The sequence below is a fragment of the Microbacterium sp. STF-2 genome (assembly GCF_034650155.1).
Taxonomy (GTDB): Bacteria; Actinomycetota; Actinomycetes; order Actinomycetales; family Microbacteriaceae; genus Microbacterium; species Microbacterium maritypicum_A.
The window spans coordinates 961285-978438 of record NZ_JARKMW010000002.1 but is presented as its reverse complement, the minus strand read 5'-3'; the positions used below and the strand labels follow the sequence as shown (position 1 = coordinate 978438).

13 protein-coding genes are annotated in these 17154 nt (G+C 70.3%); 9 read left to right on the top strand and 4 right to left on the bottom strand.

The features are described 5' to 3' along the window. The first annotated feature begins 1 nt into the window (after position 1). Genes MicroSTF_RS18530 through MicroSTF_RS18520 form a run of 3 tightly spaced genes read left to right on the top strand, consistent with a single transcriptional unit; the run spans position 2 to position 4379 of the window. Positions 2-1021 carry a hypothetical protein gene (locus MicroSTF_RS18530; RefSeq protein WP_322957698.1) on the top strand — a complete coding sequence of 340 codons (1020 nt, stop codon included), beginning with the start codon at positions 2-4 and terminating at the stop codon, positions 1019-1021. After that, positions 1018-2673 carry an ATP-binding cassette domain-containing protein gene (locus MicroSTF_RS18525; RefSeq protein WP_322957695.1) on the top strand — a complete coding sequence of 552 codons (1656 nt, stop codon included), beginning with the start codon at positions 1018-1020 and terminating at the stop codon, positions 2671-2673. The genes MicroSTF_RS18530 and MicroSTF_RS18525 overlap by 4 nt, the downstream gene beginning before the upstream one ends. Further along, complete coding sequence (locus MicroSTF_RS18520; RefSeq protein ID WP_322957693.1) at positions 2670-4379, top strand: ABC transporter ATP-binding protein; 1710 nt, start codon at positions 2670-2672, stop codon at positions 4377-4379. The genes MicroSTF_RS18525 and MicroSTF_RS18520 overlap by 4 nt, the downstream gene beginning before the upstream one ends. On the opposite strand, the gene MicroSTF_RS18515 is transcribed toward MicroSTF_RS18520, so the two are convergent. Continuing rightward, complete coding sequence (locus MicroSTF_RS18515) at positions 4340-6874, bottom strand: DEAD/DEAH box helicase (RefSeq protein WP_322957691.1); 2535 nt, start codon at positions 6872-6874, stop codon at positions 4340-4342. The two genes, MicroSTF_RS18520 and MicroSTF_RS18515, sit on opposite strands and share 40 nt — an antisense overlap. Positions 6875-7023: 149 nt before the next feature. Between MicroSTF_RS18515 and putP the strand changes: the two genes are divergently transcribed. Further along, a complete protein-coding gene (gene putP / locus MicroSTF_RS18510; protein WP_322957689.1) occupies positions 7024-8535 on the top strand; it encodes a sodium/proline symporter PutP in 1512 nt (503 codons plus the stop codon). Positions 8536-8557: 22 nt separating this feature from the next. Here putP and deoD read toward each other — a convergent pair whose 3' ends face one another. The 3 genes from deoD to MicroSTF_RS18495 all read right to left on the bottom strand — a co-directional run bounded on the left by deoD (position 8558) and on the right by MicroSTF_RS18495 (position 11066). Continuing rightward, positions 8558-9271, bottom strand: a complete 714-nt coding sequence (deoD, locus tag MicroSTF_RS18505; RefSeq protein ID WP_322957687.1) for a purine-nucleoside phosphorylase — start codon at positions 9269-9271, stop codon at positions 8558-8560. Positions 9272-9340: 69 nt separating this feature from the next. Continuing rightward, positions 9341-10009 carry a DNA alkylation repair protein gene (locus MicroSTF_RS18500; RefSeq protein ID WP_021198351.1) on the bottom strand — a complete coding sequence of 223 codons (669 nt, stop codon included), beginning with the start codon at positions 10007-10009 and terminating at the stop codon, positions 9341-9343. Between the two features lie 19 nt (positions 10010-10028). Further along, positions 10029-11066 carry an FUSC family protein gene (locus MicroSTF_RS18495; RefSeq protein WP_322957684.1) on the bottom strand — a complete coding sequence of 346 codons (1038 nt, stop codon included), beginning with the start codon at positions 11064-11066 and terminating at the stop codon, positions 10029-10031. 113 nt (positions 11067-11179) lie between these two features. Between MicroSTF_RS18495 and MicroSTF_RS18490 the strand changes: the two genes are divergently transcribed. The 5 genes from MicroSTF_RS18490 to MicroSTF_RS18470 all read left to right on the top strand — a co-directional run bounded on the left by MicroSTF_RS18490 (position 11180) and on the right by MicroSTF_RS18470 (position 17110). Continuing rightward, positions 11180-11758: a TetR/AcrR family transcriptional regulator gene (locus tag MicroSTF_RS18490; protein ID WP_021198349.1), complete on the top strand. Its 579-nt coding sequence runs from the start codon at positions 11180-11182 to the stop codon at positions 11756-11758. Positions 11759-11980: 222 nt separating this feature from the next. Then, positions 11981-13297, top strand: coding sequence for a cytosine permease (locus MicroSTF_RS18485; protein WP_322957682.1), 1317 nt, complete (start codon positions 11981-11983; stop codon positions 13295-13297). Beyond that, positions 13294-14433 (top strand): DUF917 domain-containing protein, encoded by a 1140-nt coding sequence (locus MicroSTF_RS18480; RefSeq protein WP_322957680.1) that lies wholly within the window; start codon positions 13294-13296, stop codon positions 14431-14433. The genes MicroSTF_RS18485 and MicroSTF_RS18480 overlap by 4 nt, the downstream gene beginning before the upstream one ends. Then, entirely contained in the window at positions 14433-15983 is a 1551-nt protein-coding gene (locus MicroSTF_RS18475; protein ID WP_322957678.1) for a hydantoinase/oxoprolinase family protein, read from the top strand. Before MicroSTF_RS18480 ends, MicroSTF_RS18475 begins: the two co-directional genes overlap by 1 nt. Positions 15984-16051: 68 nt before the next feature. Continuing rightward, a complete protein-coding gene (locus MicroSTF_RS18470; protein ID WP_322957676.1) occupies positions 16052-17110 on the top strand; it encodes a DUF998 domain-containing protein in 1059 nt (352 codons plus the stop codon). Positions 17111-17154: the final 44 nt, after the last annotated feature.

The window sequence follows — 17154 nt, the reverse complement described above, 5'->3', positions numbered from 1 at the left end:
CATGGATCGCACACGCCGCGAGAGCCGCGGCCTTCCTGCCCCGCTCGACGAGGCGCTGACCTCGCGCATGCCCGCAGGTCCCCTGCCGCCGGGGCCGCGCGCGAACGCCTGGGATCGGGTCGGCGCCGTCGCGGACGAACCTCACCGCGGAGTGTCAGAGCTCGTCGACGCCCTGTGGCACCCGGGGGAGTACCACCGGGATGCCGACGGCTCGGCCACCCGCATCCGTCGGCGCCCCGTCCCCTCGGCCGGAGCGTGCTATCCGGTGCAGACCCACCTGATCGACCCCACCGGTGTGCGCTGGACGGTCGACCAGGAAGGGGGCTTCCATCGTCGCGTCCTCGCATCCGACCGTGCGGACGGATGGCCGTCGCCGGCATCGGACGACGGCACCGCACGCCTGGTGTTCACCGTGCTGCCGGGGCGGTCGTTCGGCCGCTACCGGCACCGGGCGTGGCCCCTGTGGATCGCGGATGCGGCCTACGCGGTCGCCGCCGTGCGATTCCTGCTGGGGGAGCGCGCCGGGCCCGTGCAGGTCGGTCCCTCGAAACGGCTGCGGGAGATGCTCGGCGTCCCCCGGGCTGCGGATGCCGGCGCCTGGATGCGCCGAGGACTCGCGCCGGAGATCCCGCTCGCCGCCGTCGGGATCCCGCATGTGCCGACCCCGCACGCCGCTGCTGTGCAGGCTCTCGGCACGCGACGCTCGCCCGCCATCGCGGAGTTCGCCGATCGGATCGGGGGCTCACCGACCACCGAGGTCGAGCGCGTCGCCCGCGCCTCCGGACAGGGCTGGGTGCGCGGTGCGACCGAAGTGCGCTCCTGGTCCGTGCCGAGCAGGGCACCCTCGACGATCGTCGGCGCCACCCTCTGGAGCGCCCATCTCGCCGCTGCACGCCTCTGCTACGAGGCAGCTCTCACCGGAGACAGGCGCACGCGCCCGGTCTCCGGCTTCTCCTCGACGGGGGACCGGTGGATCCTCCACGCGATCGCCGTCCTCGACTCCCGCGGAGGTGCACGATGATGATCGTCCCCGAGCTGTGGCGCGAAGCGCGACGGCACCCCTGGCTCCTGTCCATGAGCATCCTGCTCCTCCTCCTCGTGTTCGCGACGCACCTCGCGCAGGCGCTCGCCCTCGCGTGGTCTCTCGCCGCCTTCGTGCGCGGTGACACGGCCGGCGCGGTGGCGGGCATCGGCGGGATCCTCGTGATCGGGGTGGCGCGGATGCTGCTGACGCTTGCGCAGGGCGATGCCGCCGCCCGCCTCGGAGGGCGGGTCAGGGAAGATCTCCGAGGTGCGGCCGTCGCCGCGGCGCTGGTGCCGGAACGACTGCACGATGCCCGCCTCCGCGACGGCTCGACCCAGCTCGCGCTCGGCGACGGCATCGACGGCACCGACGCCTATGTGTCGAAGTACATCCCTGCGGTGGCGCAGCTCGTGGTCGGCAGCCTGATCGCGGTGTGCCTCGTCGCGGTGCTGTCGCCCGTGATCGCGCTGTGCGTCGCCGCGGGGATCCTGCTCGCGGTGCTGGGCCCTTTGGCCTGGAAGCGGATGCTCGCCCGGCGCGGATTCGACCACTGGGACAGCTACGAGGCTCTCAGCGGCGACATGCTCGAGGCACTCCGGGGGATGTCGACGCTGCGGGCGCTGGGCGATGTCCCCGCGACCCGTGAGCGCTTGCAGGCGAGGTCGGAGTCGTTGCGCGTGGCCACGGAACGCGTCATGCGATCGTCGCTCGCCGAGACGGCGATCACCGACTTCGCGGTGCAGGCCGGAGTGGTGGTCGCCGCCGGGCTGGCCGTCGTGTCCGTGATGACCGGACAGCCACCGGCCATCGAGGTGTACGCCCTGCTCCTGCTCTCCTCGGAGGCGTTCCGGCCGGTACGTGAGCTCTCGCGCCACTGGCATGCCGGATTCCTCGGGCTCACGGCGGTTCCCGGGCTGGCGGCCCTCGGTGCGTTCCGTCGGTCCGCACGGGTCGCGACGGAGATCGAGCGCATCGAGGAACCCGAGACCGGGGCGGTGACCGGCGGGGGAGACGTGCTCCGCATCTCCGGCCTGTCGTACCGATACCCCGGCACCGATCACGATGTCCTGCGCGGGGTCGACCTCCGTGCCGGGCGTGGCGAGGTGCACGCGATCGCCGGCCCCTCCGGTGCGGGCAAGTCCACGCTCTTCGACCTCGTCCTCGGCTTCCTCCCGCCCACGGCGGGAACGGTCGAGCTCGACGGGCGCCCGCTCCGCCCGAGCGATGTCGCCGTGGTCTCCCAGCACCCCGTCCTGTTCACCGGGACCATCAGGGACAACGTCGATCTGTTCGACGCCGGGCAGGAGGCGCTGGAGGATGCGTGCGCCGCGGCCGGGGTGCTCGACGAGATCCGGGCGATCCCCGGAGGCTTCGACGCGAGGGTGGCGGAAGCGGGGACGAGCCTGTCGGGCGGGCAGCGGCAGCGTCTCGCCCTCGCCAGAGCGCTGCTCGCCCGGCGCCCCGTGCTTCTCGTCGACGAGCCGACCAGCGCCCTCGACGACCGCAGTGCCCTGACCGTCGCCGAGACGCTCGAACGTGTCGCCGCAGAGAGGATCGTGCTCATGATCAGCCACCGTCCCGAGGCCCTGGCCAAGGTCGCCGATGTGCGGGTGCTCCGTGACGGAATGCTCGTGGAGGAGGCCTCATGACCTCGTCCGCGGTCATCCTCGCTCGGCTGGTTCCGCCGCTGCGACCCGAATGGCGGCGCATCGCCTGCAACTACCTGATCGCCACCACGAGCCTGTGCGCGCTCGCCGCCATCGGGGTGCTCACCGCGCTCGGCGTCGGCGGGGCCGTCGTGCACGGCACCTGGCCGCCGGCGGTCTGGTGGTTCGCCCTCGGAGGCCTCGTGCTGCTGCGCACCTTCCTCACCTGGCGCGAGATGGACGTGTCGCACGCCCTCGCGTACCGCGTGCTCGCCCGGCTGCGGATGGCGCTCTTCGACGCGTACTCGCGCAGCGTTCCCGGTCGCCGTCGCGAGCACTCCGGGCGCGCGGCGTCGGTCGCGATGACAGACATCGAGAAGCTGGAGTTCTTCTACGCCCACACAGTCGCACAGATCGGTGCCGCGTTCACGCTCTTCGTCGGAGCCCTGGTCTGCGCGTTCCTGGTGATGCCGGTGGCGGCGGTCGTGATGCTCGCCGGAGCGGTCGCGGTCGCGCTCACCGTCTGGGCCGGGGCGGGTCCGTCGCGGCGTATCGGTGCGCGCGAGCAGCAGGAGCGCGAGGAGCAGTCCGAACGACTGGTCGACGCCCTCGGTGCGCTGCGCGAGATCCTCGCCTTCGGGCTGCAGAGCCGGGTCGTTCGCGAGGCCGTCGACGGTACCCGGCGGTCGGCGCGCGTCACCCGCCGCCGGGAGGTGATCGCCCAGCTCGTCGACGGCACGCGCGAGCTGATCCTCACCGCGGTCGTGATCGGGGTGATCGCCGTCTCCCTTCTCGACGGATCGTTCGACGGGGCGGTCGACGCCGGGCGAGCGGCACTGCTGCCCGCGGTGATCGCCCTCGCCGTCGCCGGCGTCGCCGCGGTGGCGGACGCCGCGCACACGGTGTCGGAGCTGCATCCGCTGATCGCCAGTGCCGATCGCGTGGGTGCAGGGCTGCACCGCCCCCCGGTCGTGGCGCCGGTCGATCGTCCGGTCCCGCTGCCGCCGGGGCCGCTCGGTGTGCGCTTCGAGAGGGTCGCGTTCTCCTACGACGACCGCACGGAGGTTCTGCGCGGCTGGTCGATCGACGTCGACCCCGGTGAGCACATCGCCCTCGCGGGGCCGTCCGGCGCCGGCAAGAGCACCGTGATCGCGCTCGCCGCGCGGCTGTGGGACCCTGCAGAGGGCACCATCGCTCTCGTCGATGCGGCGGGGGTCGCGTACCCGCTGGGTCGCATCCGCGATGAAGATCTTCGCCGGACCGTCGCCGTGGTGGAGCAGGATGCGCGCCTGTTCCACGGCACCGTGCGCGACAACCTCGTGCGGGGTGTCGGCGTCCGCACCGACGAGCAGTTGCGCGAGGCGCTCACACGGGTCGGCGCCGACGACTGGATCACCCTCGACGACGAGCTCGGCGAGCACGGGGTGAGGCTCTCCGGTGGTCAACGGGCACGGTTGGCCCTGGCGCGGGCGCTGTGCCGCGAGCCCCGGGTGCTCATCGTCGACGAGATCACAGCGAGCCTGGATGCCGAGTCGGAGCGCATCATCTCCGACGTGCTCGAAGGGTTCGACGGCACGGTCATCGCCGCCTCGCACCGGCGCGAGACGCTGGGGCGGTTCGGGCGGGTGGTCGGCGTGGAGCGCGGAGGCCACGCGAACGACGACGGCGGCTACAGCCGGTCGACCCCGGTGACCGTGACGACGGCCTGACCGGCTTCGTCGGAGTCGGCGAGATCGATCGTCGCGGAGATGCCCCAGTCGTGGTCGCCGGCGGGATCGTCGAGGATCTGCCGTGCGGTCCAGGCGGCGGGCCCCTCTGTGAGGATCAGCAGCTTCGAGCTGCGGGCATCAGCGCCGGTGAGGATCTCGTCGTGGTCGGAGAAGTACCCGTCCAGCGCGTCCGACCAGGCGTCGGCGCCGAAACCGGGATCGAGCTCGGCCAGCGCGTTCACGTCTTCCCTGGCCGCCAGCTGCACCCGGCGGAAGAGTTCGTTGCGCACCAGGATGCGGAAGGCGCGGATGTTGCTCGTGAGGCGCTTGGGTGCGGGCGGGACGATCGGCTCATCGGGCGCGTGTGGATCGAAGCGTCCGTTGTCGACGCCGGCGATCAGCTCCTCCCACTCGTCGAGCAGGCTGGAGTCGACCTGGCGGACGAGCTCGCCGAGCCACTCGATGAGATCGCGCAGATCCTCGTCCTTGAGCTCTTCCGGGATGGTCTGCGAAGCCGCGCGGTACGCGTCGGAGAGGTAGCGCAGCACCACACCTTCGGAGCGCGCGATCTTGTAGTACGCGACATATTCCCCGAACGACATGGCCCGTTCGTACATGTCACGCACCACCGACTTGGGGTGCAGCTCGAAGTCGCGGATCCACGGCTGGGCCGCGCTGAAGGTCTCGAAGGCCGCGGTCAGCAGCTCGTCCAGCGGCTTCGGGTAGGTGATCTGCTCGAGCAGCTCCATCCGCTCGTCATACTCGATGCCCTCGGACTTCATCGCGGCGACCGCCTCGCCCCGGGCCAGGAACTCCTGCTGACTGAGCACGGCGCGGGGATCGTCGAGGGTCGACTCCACGATCGAGATCATGTCGAGTGCGTAGGAGCCGGTCCCCGTGCCGGCGGCGGGATCGGGGTCGAGCAGCTCGAAGGCGGCGAGGGCGAACGGCGACAGCGGCTGGTTGAGCGCGAAGTTCGGCTGCAGGTCGACCGTGAGGCGGATCTCTCCTTCGGGGGTCTTCTCGACGATGCCCGATTCGCGGAGCGTGCGGTAGATGCCGATGGCCCGCAGCGCGAGCTCCCGCTGGCGCCTCCGCGGCTCGTGGTTGTCGTATACCAGTGCGCGCATATTGCCGAACACGTCGCCGCCGCGGGCGATCACGTTGAGCATCATCGCGCTCGTGATCTGCATGTGCGAGGTCAGCGTCTCCGGCACGGCGTCGATGAGCTTGCGGAACGACGGCTCGCCCCACGACACGAAACCGTCCGGTGCCTTCTTCCGGACGATCTTGCGCTTCTTCTTCGGGTCGTCGCCGGCCTTCTTCACCGCAGCGACGTTCTCGCTCTCGTGCTCGGGCGCCTGCGCGACGACCGTGCCGGCGGTGTCGTAGCCCGCGCGGCCCGCGCGGCCCGCGATCTGGTGGAACTCGCGGGCGTTCAGCTGCCGCATCCGGGTGCCGTCGAACTTCGTGAGCGCCGTGAGCAGCACCGTGCGGATCGGCACGTTGATGCCCACGCCGAGGGTGTCAGTGCCGCAGATCACGCGCAGCAGTCCGCGCTGGGCGAGCTGCTCGACCAGGCGCCGGTACTTCGGCAGCATGCCCGCGTGGTGCACGCCGATCCCTGCGCGCAGGAAACGCGAGAGGGTCTTGCCGAACGCGGTCGTGAAGCGGAACTCGGCGATCAGGGCGGCGATCTCGTCGCGCTGCTCGCGAGTGGCGACCTTGGTGCTGGAGAGCGCCTGCGCGCGCTCCATCGCTGCGGCCTGCGAGAAGTGCACGACGTAGATCGGCGCCTGTCCCGTGTTCAGCAGATCGTCGATGGTCTCGTGGATCGGCGTCGTCTCGTAGAAGAAGTGCAGGGGGACCGGACGCTCGACGCCGGTGACCGTGGCCGTCTCGCGGCCGGTGCGACGGGTGAGGTCGGCGGCGAGCTCGGTCACATCGCCGAGTGTCGCCGACATGAGGATGAACTGCGCCTGAGGCAGCTCGAGCAGCGGCACCTGCCACGCCCACCCGCGGTCGGGGTCGGCGTAGAAGTGGAACTCGTCCATCACGACCTGGCCGACGTCGGCATCGGTTCCCTGGCGCAGCGAGAGGTTCGCGAGGATCTCGGCCGTGCAGCAGATGATCGGAGCATCGGCGTTCACGGAGGAATCGCCCGTGACCATGCCGACGTTCTCGGCGCCGAACACATCGACCAGGGCGAAGAACTTCTCGCTCACGAGCGCCTTGATCGGTGCCGTGTAGTAACTGCGCCGTCCGGCGACCAGGGCACTGAAGTGGGCACCGATCGCGACGAGCGACTTCCCGGTGCCGGTGGGGGTGGAGAGGATCAGGTTGTTGCCGGAGACGATCTCGATGACCGCCTCGTCCTGCGCGGGGTACAGGCTGATGCCCGTCGATTCCGCCCATTCGACGAACGCGAGGTAGACGGCATCCGGATCCGCGGCGTCCGGGAGGAGGGCGGGGTCGAGCCGCGGAGAGGAAGTCATGGTGATTCGATCATCCCTCATGCGCGGGGGCACCTGCTCTGCGGGACCGACATCCCGCCGCGCCGGGCGACGTCTGGGCGGCACCGCCGGCGGTTGACATCATCGAACGACGACCGGATGCGGTGACTCCACCGCGAGGGGGGACGACGATGCCCGACCAGATCTTCACTTTCGCCGCGCTGGGTGTGTACTTCGCGGCGATGCTGCTCATCGGATGGATAGCCTTCCGGCGCACCGGCGATCACGAGGACTACATGCTCGGCGGACGGAATCTGCCGCCGTGGGTGGCCGCCCTCAGCGCCGGGGCCTCCGACATGTCCGGCTGGCTCGTGATGGGGCTGCCCGGTGCGATCTACGTCTCCGGTCTCATCGAGGCGTGGATCGCGATCGGCCTCACCATCGGCGCCTACCTGAACTGGCTGCTCGTGGCTCCTCGGCTGCGCGCCTACACGCAGGTGTCGCGCAACTCCATCACGGTGCCGAGCTTCTTCGAGAATCGACTCCGCGATACGACGCGACTGCTGCGGGTCGTCTCCGGTGTCGTCATCCTCGTCTTCTTCACCCTCTACATCTCCTCCGGCATGGTCGCCGGTGGGGTCTTCTTCGAGAGCTCGTTCGACGGCGACTACCTCACCGGCATGCTGCTTGTCACGGGCGTCACCCTCGCGTACACGCTCTTCGGTGGGTTCCTCGGTGCGTCACTGACCGATGTCGTGCAGGGACTGATGATGGTGATCGCGCTGGTCGTGATCCCGGTGGCGGCGATCGTCGCGATCGGGGGACTCGCCGAGACGGGCGAGCTGATCAACGAGGTGGCGCCGCACCACCTCTCCATGCTCTCCGGAACGGCGCTCACGGGCGGCACCATCCTCGCCATCGTCTCGTCGCTCGCCTGGGGCCTCGGATACTTCGGACAGCCGCACATCATCGTGAGGTTCATGGCTCTGCGCTCGCCGCAAGAGGCGAAGAGCGCTCGACGCATCGGCATCTCCTGGATGATCGTCTCGCTCGGCGGCGCCGTGCTGTCGGGCCTGGTCGGCATCGCCTACATCGCCAAGACGGGCGTCGACCTCGCCAACCCCGAGACCGTGGTGCTGCTCATGTCGCAGACGCTGCTGCATCCGTTCGTCGCCGGCCTCGTCCTGGCGGCCGTGCTCGCCGCGATCATGAGCACGATCTCCAGCCAGCTGATCGTGTGCTCCTCGGCCCTCGTGGAAGACCTGTACGGCGTGTTCCGGCGCACGCCGCCCTCGCAGAAGACGCTCATGCTGATGGGGCGGCTGGGTGTGCTCGGCGTCGCGATCGTCGCCGCGGTGCTGGCGATCACCCCGAACGACACGATCCTCGGACTCGTCTCCTTCGCCTGGGCCGGATTCGGCGCCGCATTCGGTCCGGTCATCCTGCTCAGTCTCTACTGGCGCAAGCTCACCAACTGGGGTGCCCTGGCGGGGATGTTCGTCGGCGCCGCGACCGTGTTCATCTGGAAGGCTCTCGACACCGGGCTCTACGAACTGCTTCCCGCCTTCGTTCTCGCTCTGATCGCGGCCGTCGTGGTGAGTCTCGTCACGTACCGGCACGACGACGAGATCCAGCAGGAGTTCACCGACACCGGCGCCATGCTGGCTCTGCCCCGTCCGCACGCGGTCGGCGACACGCCGTAGCGGCCGAGCGCGCCGGGGACGCTCAGACCGCGGTGGCGGCGCGCAGAGCGATGCGGATCATGTCGCCGAAGGTCTGCTCGCGCTCCTGCGCCGAGGTCTCCTCGCCCGTGACGATGTGGTCGCTGACCGTGCAGATCGCGAGGGCGCGCCGACCGTAGTACGCCGCGAGAGTGTAGAGACCGGCGGCCTCCATCTCGACGCCGAGGATGCCGTGCTGCACGAACGGCTCCATGAGCTCGGGGCGCGTGCTGTAGAACTGGTCGCTCGAGAACAGCTGACCCACGTGCACGGTCGACTCCAGGGGTTCGGCCTCGCTCCCCTCAACTGCGGCGCGCAGCAGGGAGAAGTCGGCCACGGGTGCGTAGTCGAGTCCGTGGAAACGGCTCCGGTTGATGCCGGAGTCGGTGCTGGCGGCGTTGGCGATGATGATGTCGCGGATCTTGACGCGCTCGGTCAGGGCTCCGCACGAGCCGACCCGCACGATCGTCTGCACGTCGTACGCGTCGAACAGTTCGTTCGCGTAGATCGCCATCGACGGCTGCCCCATGCCCGAGCCCTGCACCGACACGCGATGCCCCTCCCAGGTGCCGGTGAAGCCGAGCATGCCGCGCGTCTCGGAGTAGAGCTCGGCATCGTCGAGGAAGGTCTCGGCGATCCACTTCGCCCGCAGCGGGTCGCCGGGGAACAGGACGATGGGGGCGATCCGACCGGGCTCTGCGGCGATGTGGGTGCTCATGGCCTCAGCGTAGCCAGCCTCATCCCGCCGCGCCCGCGCACCCGTGTCCCCGGGGCGATACCGCGCCGATCACCCCTCGCGTCGCCGCACGATCTCGCCGATCCAGAGCGGGGCGAAGGGCGAGGTGCACCCGGGTGCGGTCGGGTAGTCGGCGAGCACCTGCAGGCGTTCGCCGATCGCCAGCGCCCTGGCGCGGTACTCGGGGTGGAAGATGCCGATGTTCGCGAGGGTCTCGTTCATGGACCACTGCAGGCGCGACGGCGCATCCTTCATGTCCCGCTCGATCAAGTCGAGCAGGTGCGCAAGGTCCAGGCCGTCGGCGTCCTTCATCACGCGCACGGTCGTGAGCGACCAGGCCGCAGCAGCCACCGTGGGGTCGGCGTCGTCGAACCACCGCAGCCGCAGCTCTTCGGCGAGCGGGGTCTTCTTGGCGACGTAGTTGACGAACCAGTCGTTGACCTTGGGTGGGCGGGTCTCGCGCAGCATGGCGTCGAGCTCGTCGGCGGTGAAGTCGCGCGGGCGGCAGATCAGCAGGGCCAGCAGCCGTGCGGGCGTCTCGCCGGTCGCCCACAGCTCCTGCGCGAGGGGCTGGTCGGTCTTGATCTTCTTGGCCAGCGCTCGCATCCGGCTGAGGTTGATGCCGTGGTCATCGCCCCGCTTCTCGTTGGCGGCGCGCATCTTCGGGTCTTCCAGTGCGGCGAGTTCGCCGAGGGCTTCGGCGACGGTCATGTCGGACATGCCTCCAGAGTAGGCGGGCTCAGTCCTCGTCGAGCAGCTCGCCCCTGATGCGGCGCAGGTCTTCCATGAGGGAACCGATCAGGATCCAGTGCTGTGACGACGGCGGCCGGATCACGAGGGGAGCGGTGAGCGCGGGGATCGCCGAGGTCATGGTGTCCGGCTCCGGCGAGGCATCGGCGACCTGCACGGCGAGCCGTACGTCGTGCCCTGCCCGTCGCAGCTGCTCGGCGATCGCGGCGACGGCGGGCTCCTCCCCGATCCGGTCGTCGTAGTGGTCGAAGTAGGCCCGGGTCATGCCGATCGTCTGCGTGACGATCGGGGAGAGCCGGTCGAGCAGCGCCCGCATCTCACGCAGATCGGCACGATGGGTCGAGCGCCGCGGGTTCAGAGTGAGCGATTCCTCTCCGGCGGCGATCGAGGCCTCGGCGGCCTCCTTCATCGGCCGCAGCAGCCGTACCTCCAACATCAGCTCCTGCAGCCGTGCGGGCGTCTGGGGTTCGGGCAGTGCGTCGGCCAGGCGATCCAGGCTCGCGGCGAGCTCGAGGCCGAGGAGCCCCACGTCCCGACGGGCCGGCGCGACGAGCACCGGAGGCACGATCAGGGCGTTCACGACGATGCCGATCACGACGCCGATCAGCGTCTCCACAATGCGGGCGAACGCATACTCGGGACTCGACGAGCCCAGAGCCAGCACCAGCATCGCCGAGATCGCGACCTGATTGCCGGTGCCGGGCGAGGCGCGGAAGATCCACGCCACCAGCATCGCGACGACGATCGCGAGCAGCACGATCCAGCTCGGCGAACCGAGCAGCAGCCCGAGTGCGACGGCGATCACGACACCGGCGATCACGCCGATGCTGCGCTCGAGCGCCTTCGACAGCGACTGGTTCACGCTGGGCTGCACCACCAGCAGCGCGGCGATGGCGGCGAAGACGGGCAGCTGTGCGGGGAACACCCATCCGGCGATCAGCCACGCCACGATGGTCGCCGCGGCCGACTTCACGACCTGCAGCAGCGGGGAGCGCTGGGAGGCGCGGATCGCGGCGGGGATGCGCATGACCTCAACGCTAGTCGTGCGGATGCCCCGAGCGCGGCTCTTGCGTCGCGGGGAGATGCGGGGTTACGCTCTGCCTAACTAACAGTCGTTAGGTAACTAGTCTGAGGCGGAAGATGACCAGAGCAACGATCCTCGCGGAGGCCCGCACGATCTTCGCGCGCCAGGGCTACGCCGAGACGAGCCTGCGCGAGATCGCCGAAGCCGTCGGGATCAAGACGCCCTCGCTCTACGCGCACTTCTCGAGCAAGGAGGCGCTCTACGCCGAGGTGTATGCCGCGGTGTCGATCGATCACACCGCGTTCTTCGACGAGCTCGTGCGGAGCAGCTCCGATATGGAGCCGCTCGCGCGTCTGCAGCACCTCCTCGGCGGCATCGAGGCCTACTACCGCGACCGGCCCGACCTCGCGGAGTTCAGCCTGCGGGCCGCGGTCACCGAATACGGTCCCGGTGGCGAGCAGCTGCGGCAGATCTTCCTCGACTCGGAGTCGACCCTCGCCGCCGCGGTGCGCCAGACATATGAAGACGGGGTCGCGACGGGGACGTTCGTCGCCGGTGATGCAGACGGTTTCACGGCACTGGTCTTCGTCGTCATGGACGGCCTCTTCCTGCAGCTCACCCACTACACGCCCGAGGTCTACCGCGAACGGTTCGACCAGGCCTGGCGGCACCTCTCCACGATCCTCTCCCGATGAACACCACGCTCTCCCGATGAACACCGCTCTCCAGATGAACCACCGCCGCAGCGACGCGGCACATGTCTGATCCGCCGGCACCGAGCCACGAACTCCGACCCGGCATCGCACGACACGGCCGCAACGACAGGCCGCCCCCGACCCGCCCTGCGAGTCGTCCGCACCACGGGAACCCGAATCCCCGCCGACGGACTCGCAGGGCCACTTCTCAAGGACAAGATGATGACCACCACCGACTACGAGCACGGCGTCGTGCCCCAGGATCAGCGCAAGAGCTGGCTGTCGATCGCCACCGTGTGGATCGCGATCGGCATCGACCTCTCCGGGGCGTTCCTCGGTGTCTCGCTCGCCTCCGGCATGGCCTTCTGGCCGGCGATCGGCGCGACGATGCTCGGTTCGCTGCTGCTCGGACTGCTCGCGATGGCCTGCGCCTACGTCGGCGCCGCCACCGGGCTCTCCACCGCGATGATCTCCCGCGCGGTGTTCGGGCGCATCGGCGGGGCGATCCTCGCCCTCGCGATCGCGATCAGCCTGGTCGGCTGGTACGCCGTGCAGGCGGGCTTCTTCGGAGCGAACGCGCAGATCGCGTTCGCCGAGTTCACCGGCATCGATGTACCCGTGCAGGTGTTCACCGCGATCGGCGGCGTGCTCATGGCGATCACCGCGTTCTGGGGCTACCGCTCGATCAACCGCCTCAGCACCCTCGCCGTGCCGCTGCTCCTCCTCCTGCTGATCGTCGGCGTGGTCGTGGCGTTCACGGTGAACGGGGCGGCAGGGCTCGAGGCCCCGGTCGAGGCGACGTTCACGTTCGGCGGTGCGGTGTCGCTCGTGATGGGCATCTTCATCCTCGGTGTCGTGCTGGCCCCCGACATGGCGCGGTGGGCGAAGACGCCGAAGCAGGCCATGATCGCCGGGTTCGTCGGCTTCTTCTTCGGCAACTCGATCATCCTGGTCGTCGCGATCCTTCTCGCCCGCATCATGGACGGCACCGAGTTGATGGCGATCTTCTTCGCCCTCGGTCTCGGCGGCGTCGCCGTGGTCGTGCTGATCCTGGCGCAGTGGACCACGAACACGACCAACCTCTACTCGGCCGGCCTCTCGTTCGCGTCGATCAGCGAGCGCCTGAGCCGCCGCACCGTGACCATCGTGCTCGGCGCCATCGGCATCGTCGTCGGAGTGATCGGCGCGGCCGACTACTTCGTGCAGTTCATCCTCGTGATCGGCACGATCATCGCCCCCTACGGCGGCGTGTACCTGGCGTCGTTCTTCACCGGCCGAAAGACCGCGCGCTGGGCGCACGGCGCCACCGTGCCGCTGGTCGACGGGTGGTCGATCACGGCCTGGGTGGTCGGCATCGTCGTGGCCGTCGCGACGACGAACCCGGCGGACGGTCCCGGCTTCGGCTGGTTCAGGATCACCTCGATCTCCGCTCTCGACGGTCTCCTCGTCGGCTTCGTCGCCTACCTCCTGCTGCTTCCGCTCCGCCGCCGCGTGGCACCGGACCCGGCAGCCCCTGTCACGGACGAGGTGAGCGCATGACCACCGCTCCTTTCCTCACAGAAGCCGACATCGACGAGATCGCCCTGGGCGCCGCGGTGCTCGGTACCGGCGGCGGAGGAGACCCGCACGTCGGCTCGCTCATCGCCAAGCGCCTCATCCGCCTGCACGGACCGGTGCCGCTGGTGGCTGTCGACGACCTGACCGACGACGACTTCGTGATCCCGATCGGCGGGATCGGGGCGCCTTCCGTGAGCGTGGAGCGCATCCAGGCCGAATCCGAGCTGCTCGCGGCCCTGCAGGCGATCGAACGCGCGGTGGGTCGCAAGGCCACGGCCGTGATGCCGATCGAGGTCGGTGGAGGCAATTCCATGATCCCGATCGCGGCCGCCGCGCTCGCCGGACTCCCGGTGGTCGACGGTGACGCGATGGGACGCGCCTTCCCGGAGGCGCAGATGGTCACGTTCCATCTCGCCGGCTATGGGCCCGGTACGACCGTGCTCGTCGACCACCACGGCAACGAGGTGGTCAGCCGCCCGGTCGACGGCGGCTGGTCGGAGCGCATCGCGCGGGCCGTCACCGTCGAGATGGGCGGAGGGGCGACCATGATCGACTACGCCTACGGCGGCGACGTCGTGCGCGAGTGCGCGATCCCGGGCACTCTGGGGCTCGCCCAGCGCATCGGACGCATCCTCCGGGGGCGCGATGGCGGCGGACGCGAACTGCGCGACGACGAGCGCATCGACGCTCTGTGCGCCGACCTCGCCGCGGTGCGGCTGTTCGACGGCAAGGTGGCCGACCTGCAGCGCTCCGTCGACGGCGGTTTCACGCGGGGAGCAGCCGAACTCGTCGGCGTCGGTGAAGACCGGGGGAGTGCGTTCCGCCTCGACTTCCAGAACGAGATGCTGCTCGGGCGCCGTGACGGCGTGCTGGCGGCGGTGACCCCCGACCTGATCGCGGTGCTCGATCTGGCGACCGGCATGCCCATCACGACGGAGTCCCTCCGCTACGGGGCGCGGGTCGCGGTCATCGCGATCCCCTGCCATGACAAGTGGCGCACGCCGATCGGGCTGGAGACGGCAGGTCCCACCCACTTCGGCTATGACGTGGAGTGGGTTCCCGTCGAAGACATCGCGCAGCGCTCCGGTGCGCGCACGACGGACGAGGAGGCCGCGTGATGGCCGGCACCTATCGCATCGGCATCGACGTCGGCGGCACCAACACCGACGCCGTGATCCTCGACGAGCGGCTCGACGTGGTCGCCTCGGTGAAGCGCCCGACCACGGCCGACACGGGCGACGGCGTGGCCGCGGCGATCGACGCCGTGCTCGCGGCCTCCGGCGTCGACGCCGCCCTGATCGGGCACGCGATGCTCGGCACCACTCACTGCACCAACGCGATCGTCGAGCGTCGCGGTCTCGGTCGCGTCGGCATCCTCCGCCTCGGCGCACCGGCCACCACGGCCGTCCCGCCGTTGGAGGGCTGGCCCGACGACCTGCGTGCGGCGATCGGTGAGCAGGCACACCTGCTGGACGGCGGCTTCGAGGTCGACGGCCGGGTGCTCTCCCCGATCGATGAGGATGCCGTGCGCGAGGCCTGTGCACGGATGCGCGGCGAGGTCGACGCGGTCGCCGTCGTGGGGGTGTTCGCCCCGATCGACGAGAGCCAGGAGGAGCGGGTCGCGGCCATCGTCACGGAAGAGCTGGGTGTCCCCGTGTCGCGGTCGGCGCGCATCGGCTCGCTCGGACTGCTCGAGCGCGAGAACGCGACGGTGCTGAATGCGGCGCTGATGCAGACGCTGCGGCAGATGGCCGCGGGCTTCGTCGCGGCTCTGCGGGAGCGGGGCATCCCGGCCACCCCGTACTTCGGCCAGAACGACGGCACCCTCATGCAGCTCGAGTACGCGCTCGAGTTCCCGGTGCTGACGATCGGCTGCGGTCCGACGAACTCGATCCGCGGCGCCGCGCACCTCTCGGGCGCGACCGACGCCCTGGTGGTCGACATCGGCGGCACCACGACCGACATCGGCGTGCTCGTCGACGGGTTCCCGCGGCAGTCGGCGCACGCGGTCGAGATCGGCGGCATCCGCACGAACTTCCGCATGCCCGACGTGCTGTCGGTCGGCCTCGGCGGCGGCACGATCATCCGGGAGACGCCTGCGGGCGCGACCGTCGGCCCGGACAGCGTGGGCTACCGGCTCCCGCAGGAGGGGCTTGCGTTCGGGGGGAGCACCCTCACGGCCACCGACATCGCCCTCGCCGTCGGCGGCGCCGAGATCGACGGTCTCGACGCCCCCGCCGTTCCCGAGGGGGTCGGCTCCGCGGCGTGGACCGCGATGCGGGAGATCCTCGAGGACTCGATCGATCGGATGAAGCCGAACGCCGCGCCGGTACCGGTGATCCTGGTCGGCGGTGGCGGCATCATCGCCCCGACCGTGCTCGACGGTGTCGCGGAGCTGATCCGCCCCGATCACTTCGGCGCCGCCAACGCGGTGGGGGCGGCCCTCGGCGAGGTCGCCGGCCAGATCGAGAAGATCTACCGCGTCGATCCCACCGACCAGCGGGCATCCCGGGCGGACGCCGCCGCCGAGGCGACCGAGCGTGCCCGGCTCGCCGGCGCCGATCCCACGACGATCGAGGTCGTCGCGGTGGAAGAGCTGCCGGTGGCCTACTCCGACGGCACGGCCGTGCTCATCCGCGCCAGAGCGGTGGGTCGCCTGACGGCCTGACTCCGCGGACGGCATCGCCTCGGGCGGGCGGGCTTCCGTCCGTCCGAGGTGCGTGCTTGCATGGGCGCATGGAGCGGGACGCGAAGCTGCGTGGCGAGACGAGGGCGGTGTGGGCGACCGTGATCTGCTTCGTGGCGGGCACAGCTGTCGGCTTCCTCTCCCTGGGCGGTGCCGCCCGCCCGCTCACAGGTGAGGGCTCACTCGCGATGCCCGCCGCGCTCATCGCCGGAGCGATCGCGGCGAGCGCCTTCCTCACGAGCACACTGATGCACCGAGGGGGCGAGACGAGGCCGATGCCGCGCTGGCAGGCGGTGGTCTCCGATCTCTCGGCTGGTGCCCTCACCGTCGCGTTCGGAGCCGTCACGACGATGGGAGTGCTGCTCGCCGCCGAGGTGCTCACGGCCGGGCTCCAGGGACTGCAGCTCGCGGCGATCGGCGGCGGACTGCTCACCGGTCTGGCGGCGGCGGTCGGCGGGCGCTTCGCCTTCGGCGCCGGCGTCGACCTGCGCACGGCAGACCTCGCCGCGCTCCTGTTCGGTTTCCTCGTGATCGGCACCCTGTTCGCCATGATCACGGCCGCTGATCCGCGCTGGTGGGAGCAGAACTTCTCCCAGTTGGGCTCCGGTTCGTGGGCCTTCAACGGCACCCTCCTGGTCGCGGGGCTTCTCATCGCGACCGTCGGCTCGTACATCGGTCGTGACCTGCACCGGCTGCTCGGGGATTCCGCACTCTTCCGCATCGCCGTCGTCGTGGCGTCGTGGGCGGCCACCGGAATCGCTCTGGCTGCGGTCGGGCTGCTGCCGCTGCATCGTGTGCCCATCCCGCACGACATCGCCGCGGTCTCCACGCTCGTCCTGTTCGTCGTGGCGGCCGCGACCACGGTCGCCGCTGTTCCCGGGCGCCCCCGAGCGCTCCTGATCACCTCGATCGGCGTCGGTCTGCTCCTGGCGGTGGCGATCGTGCTGTGGGTGCCGTTCGGTCTCTTCTCGGCCACCGCTGTCGAGGCCGTCGTCGTCGGACTCGGACTCCTGTGGATGGCGACGCTCGTTCGGGTTCTCGCGATCCTGGTGCCGGCCCGGTCTCGCCCCTCCGCGCGCCTGTCGCTGATGCGCGCCCGGCATCCCTAGAGCGGCATGCACGAAAGATAGGGCAACTGCCCGATGCCCCGGGG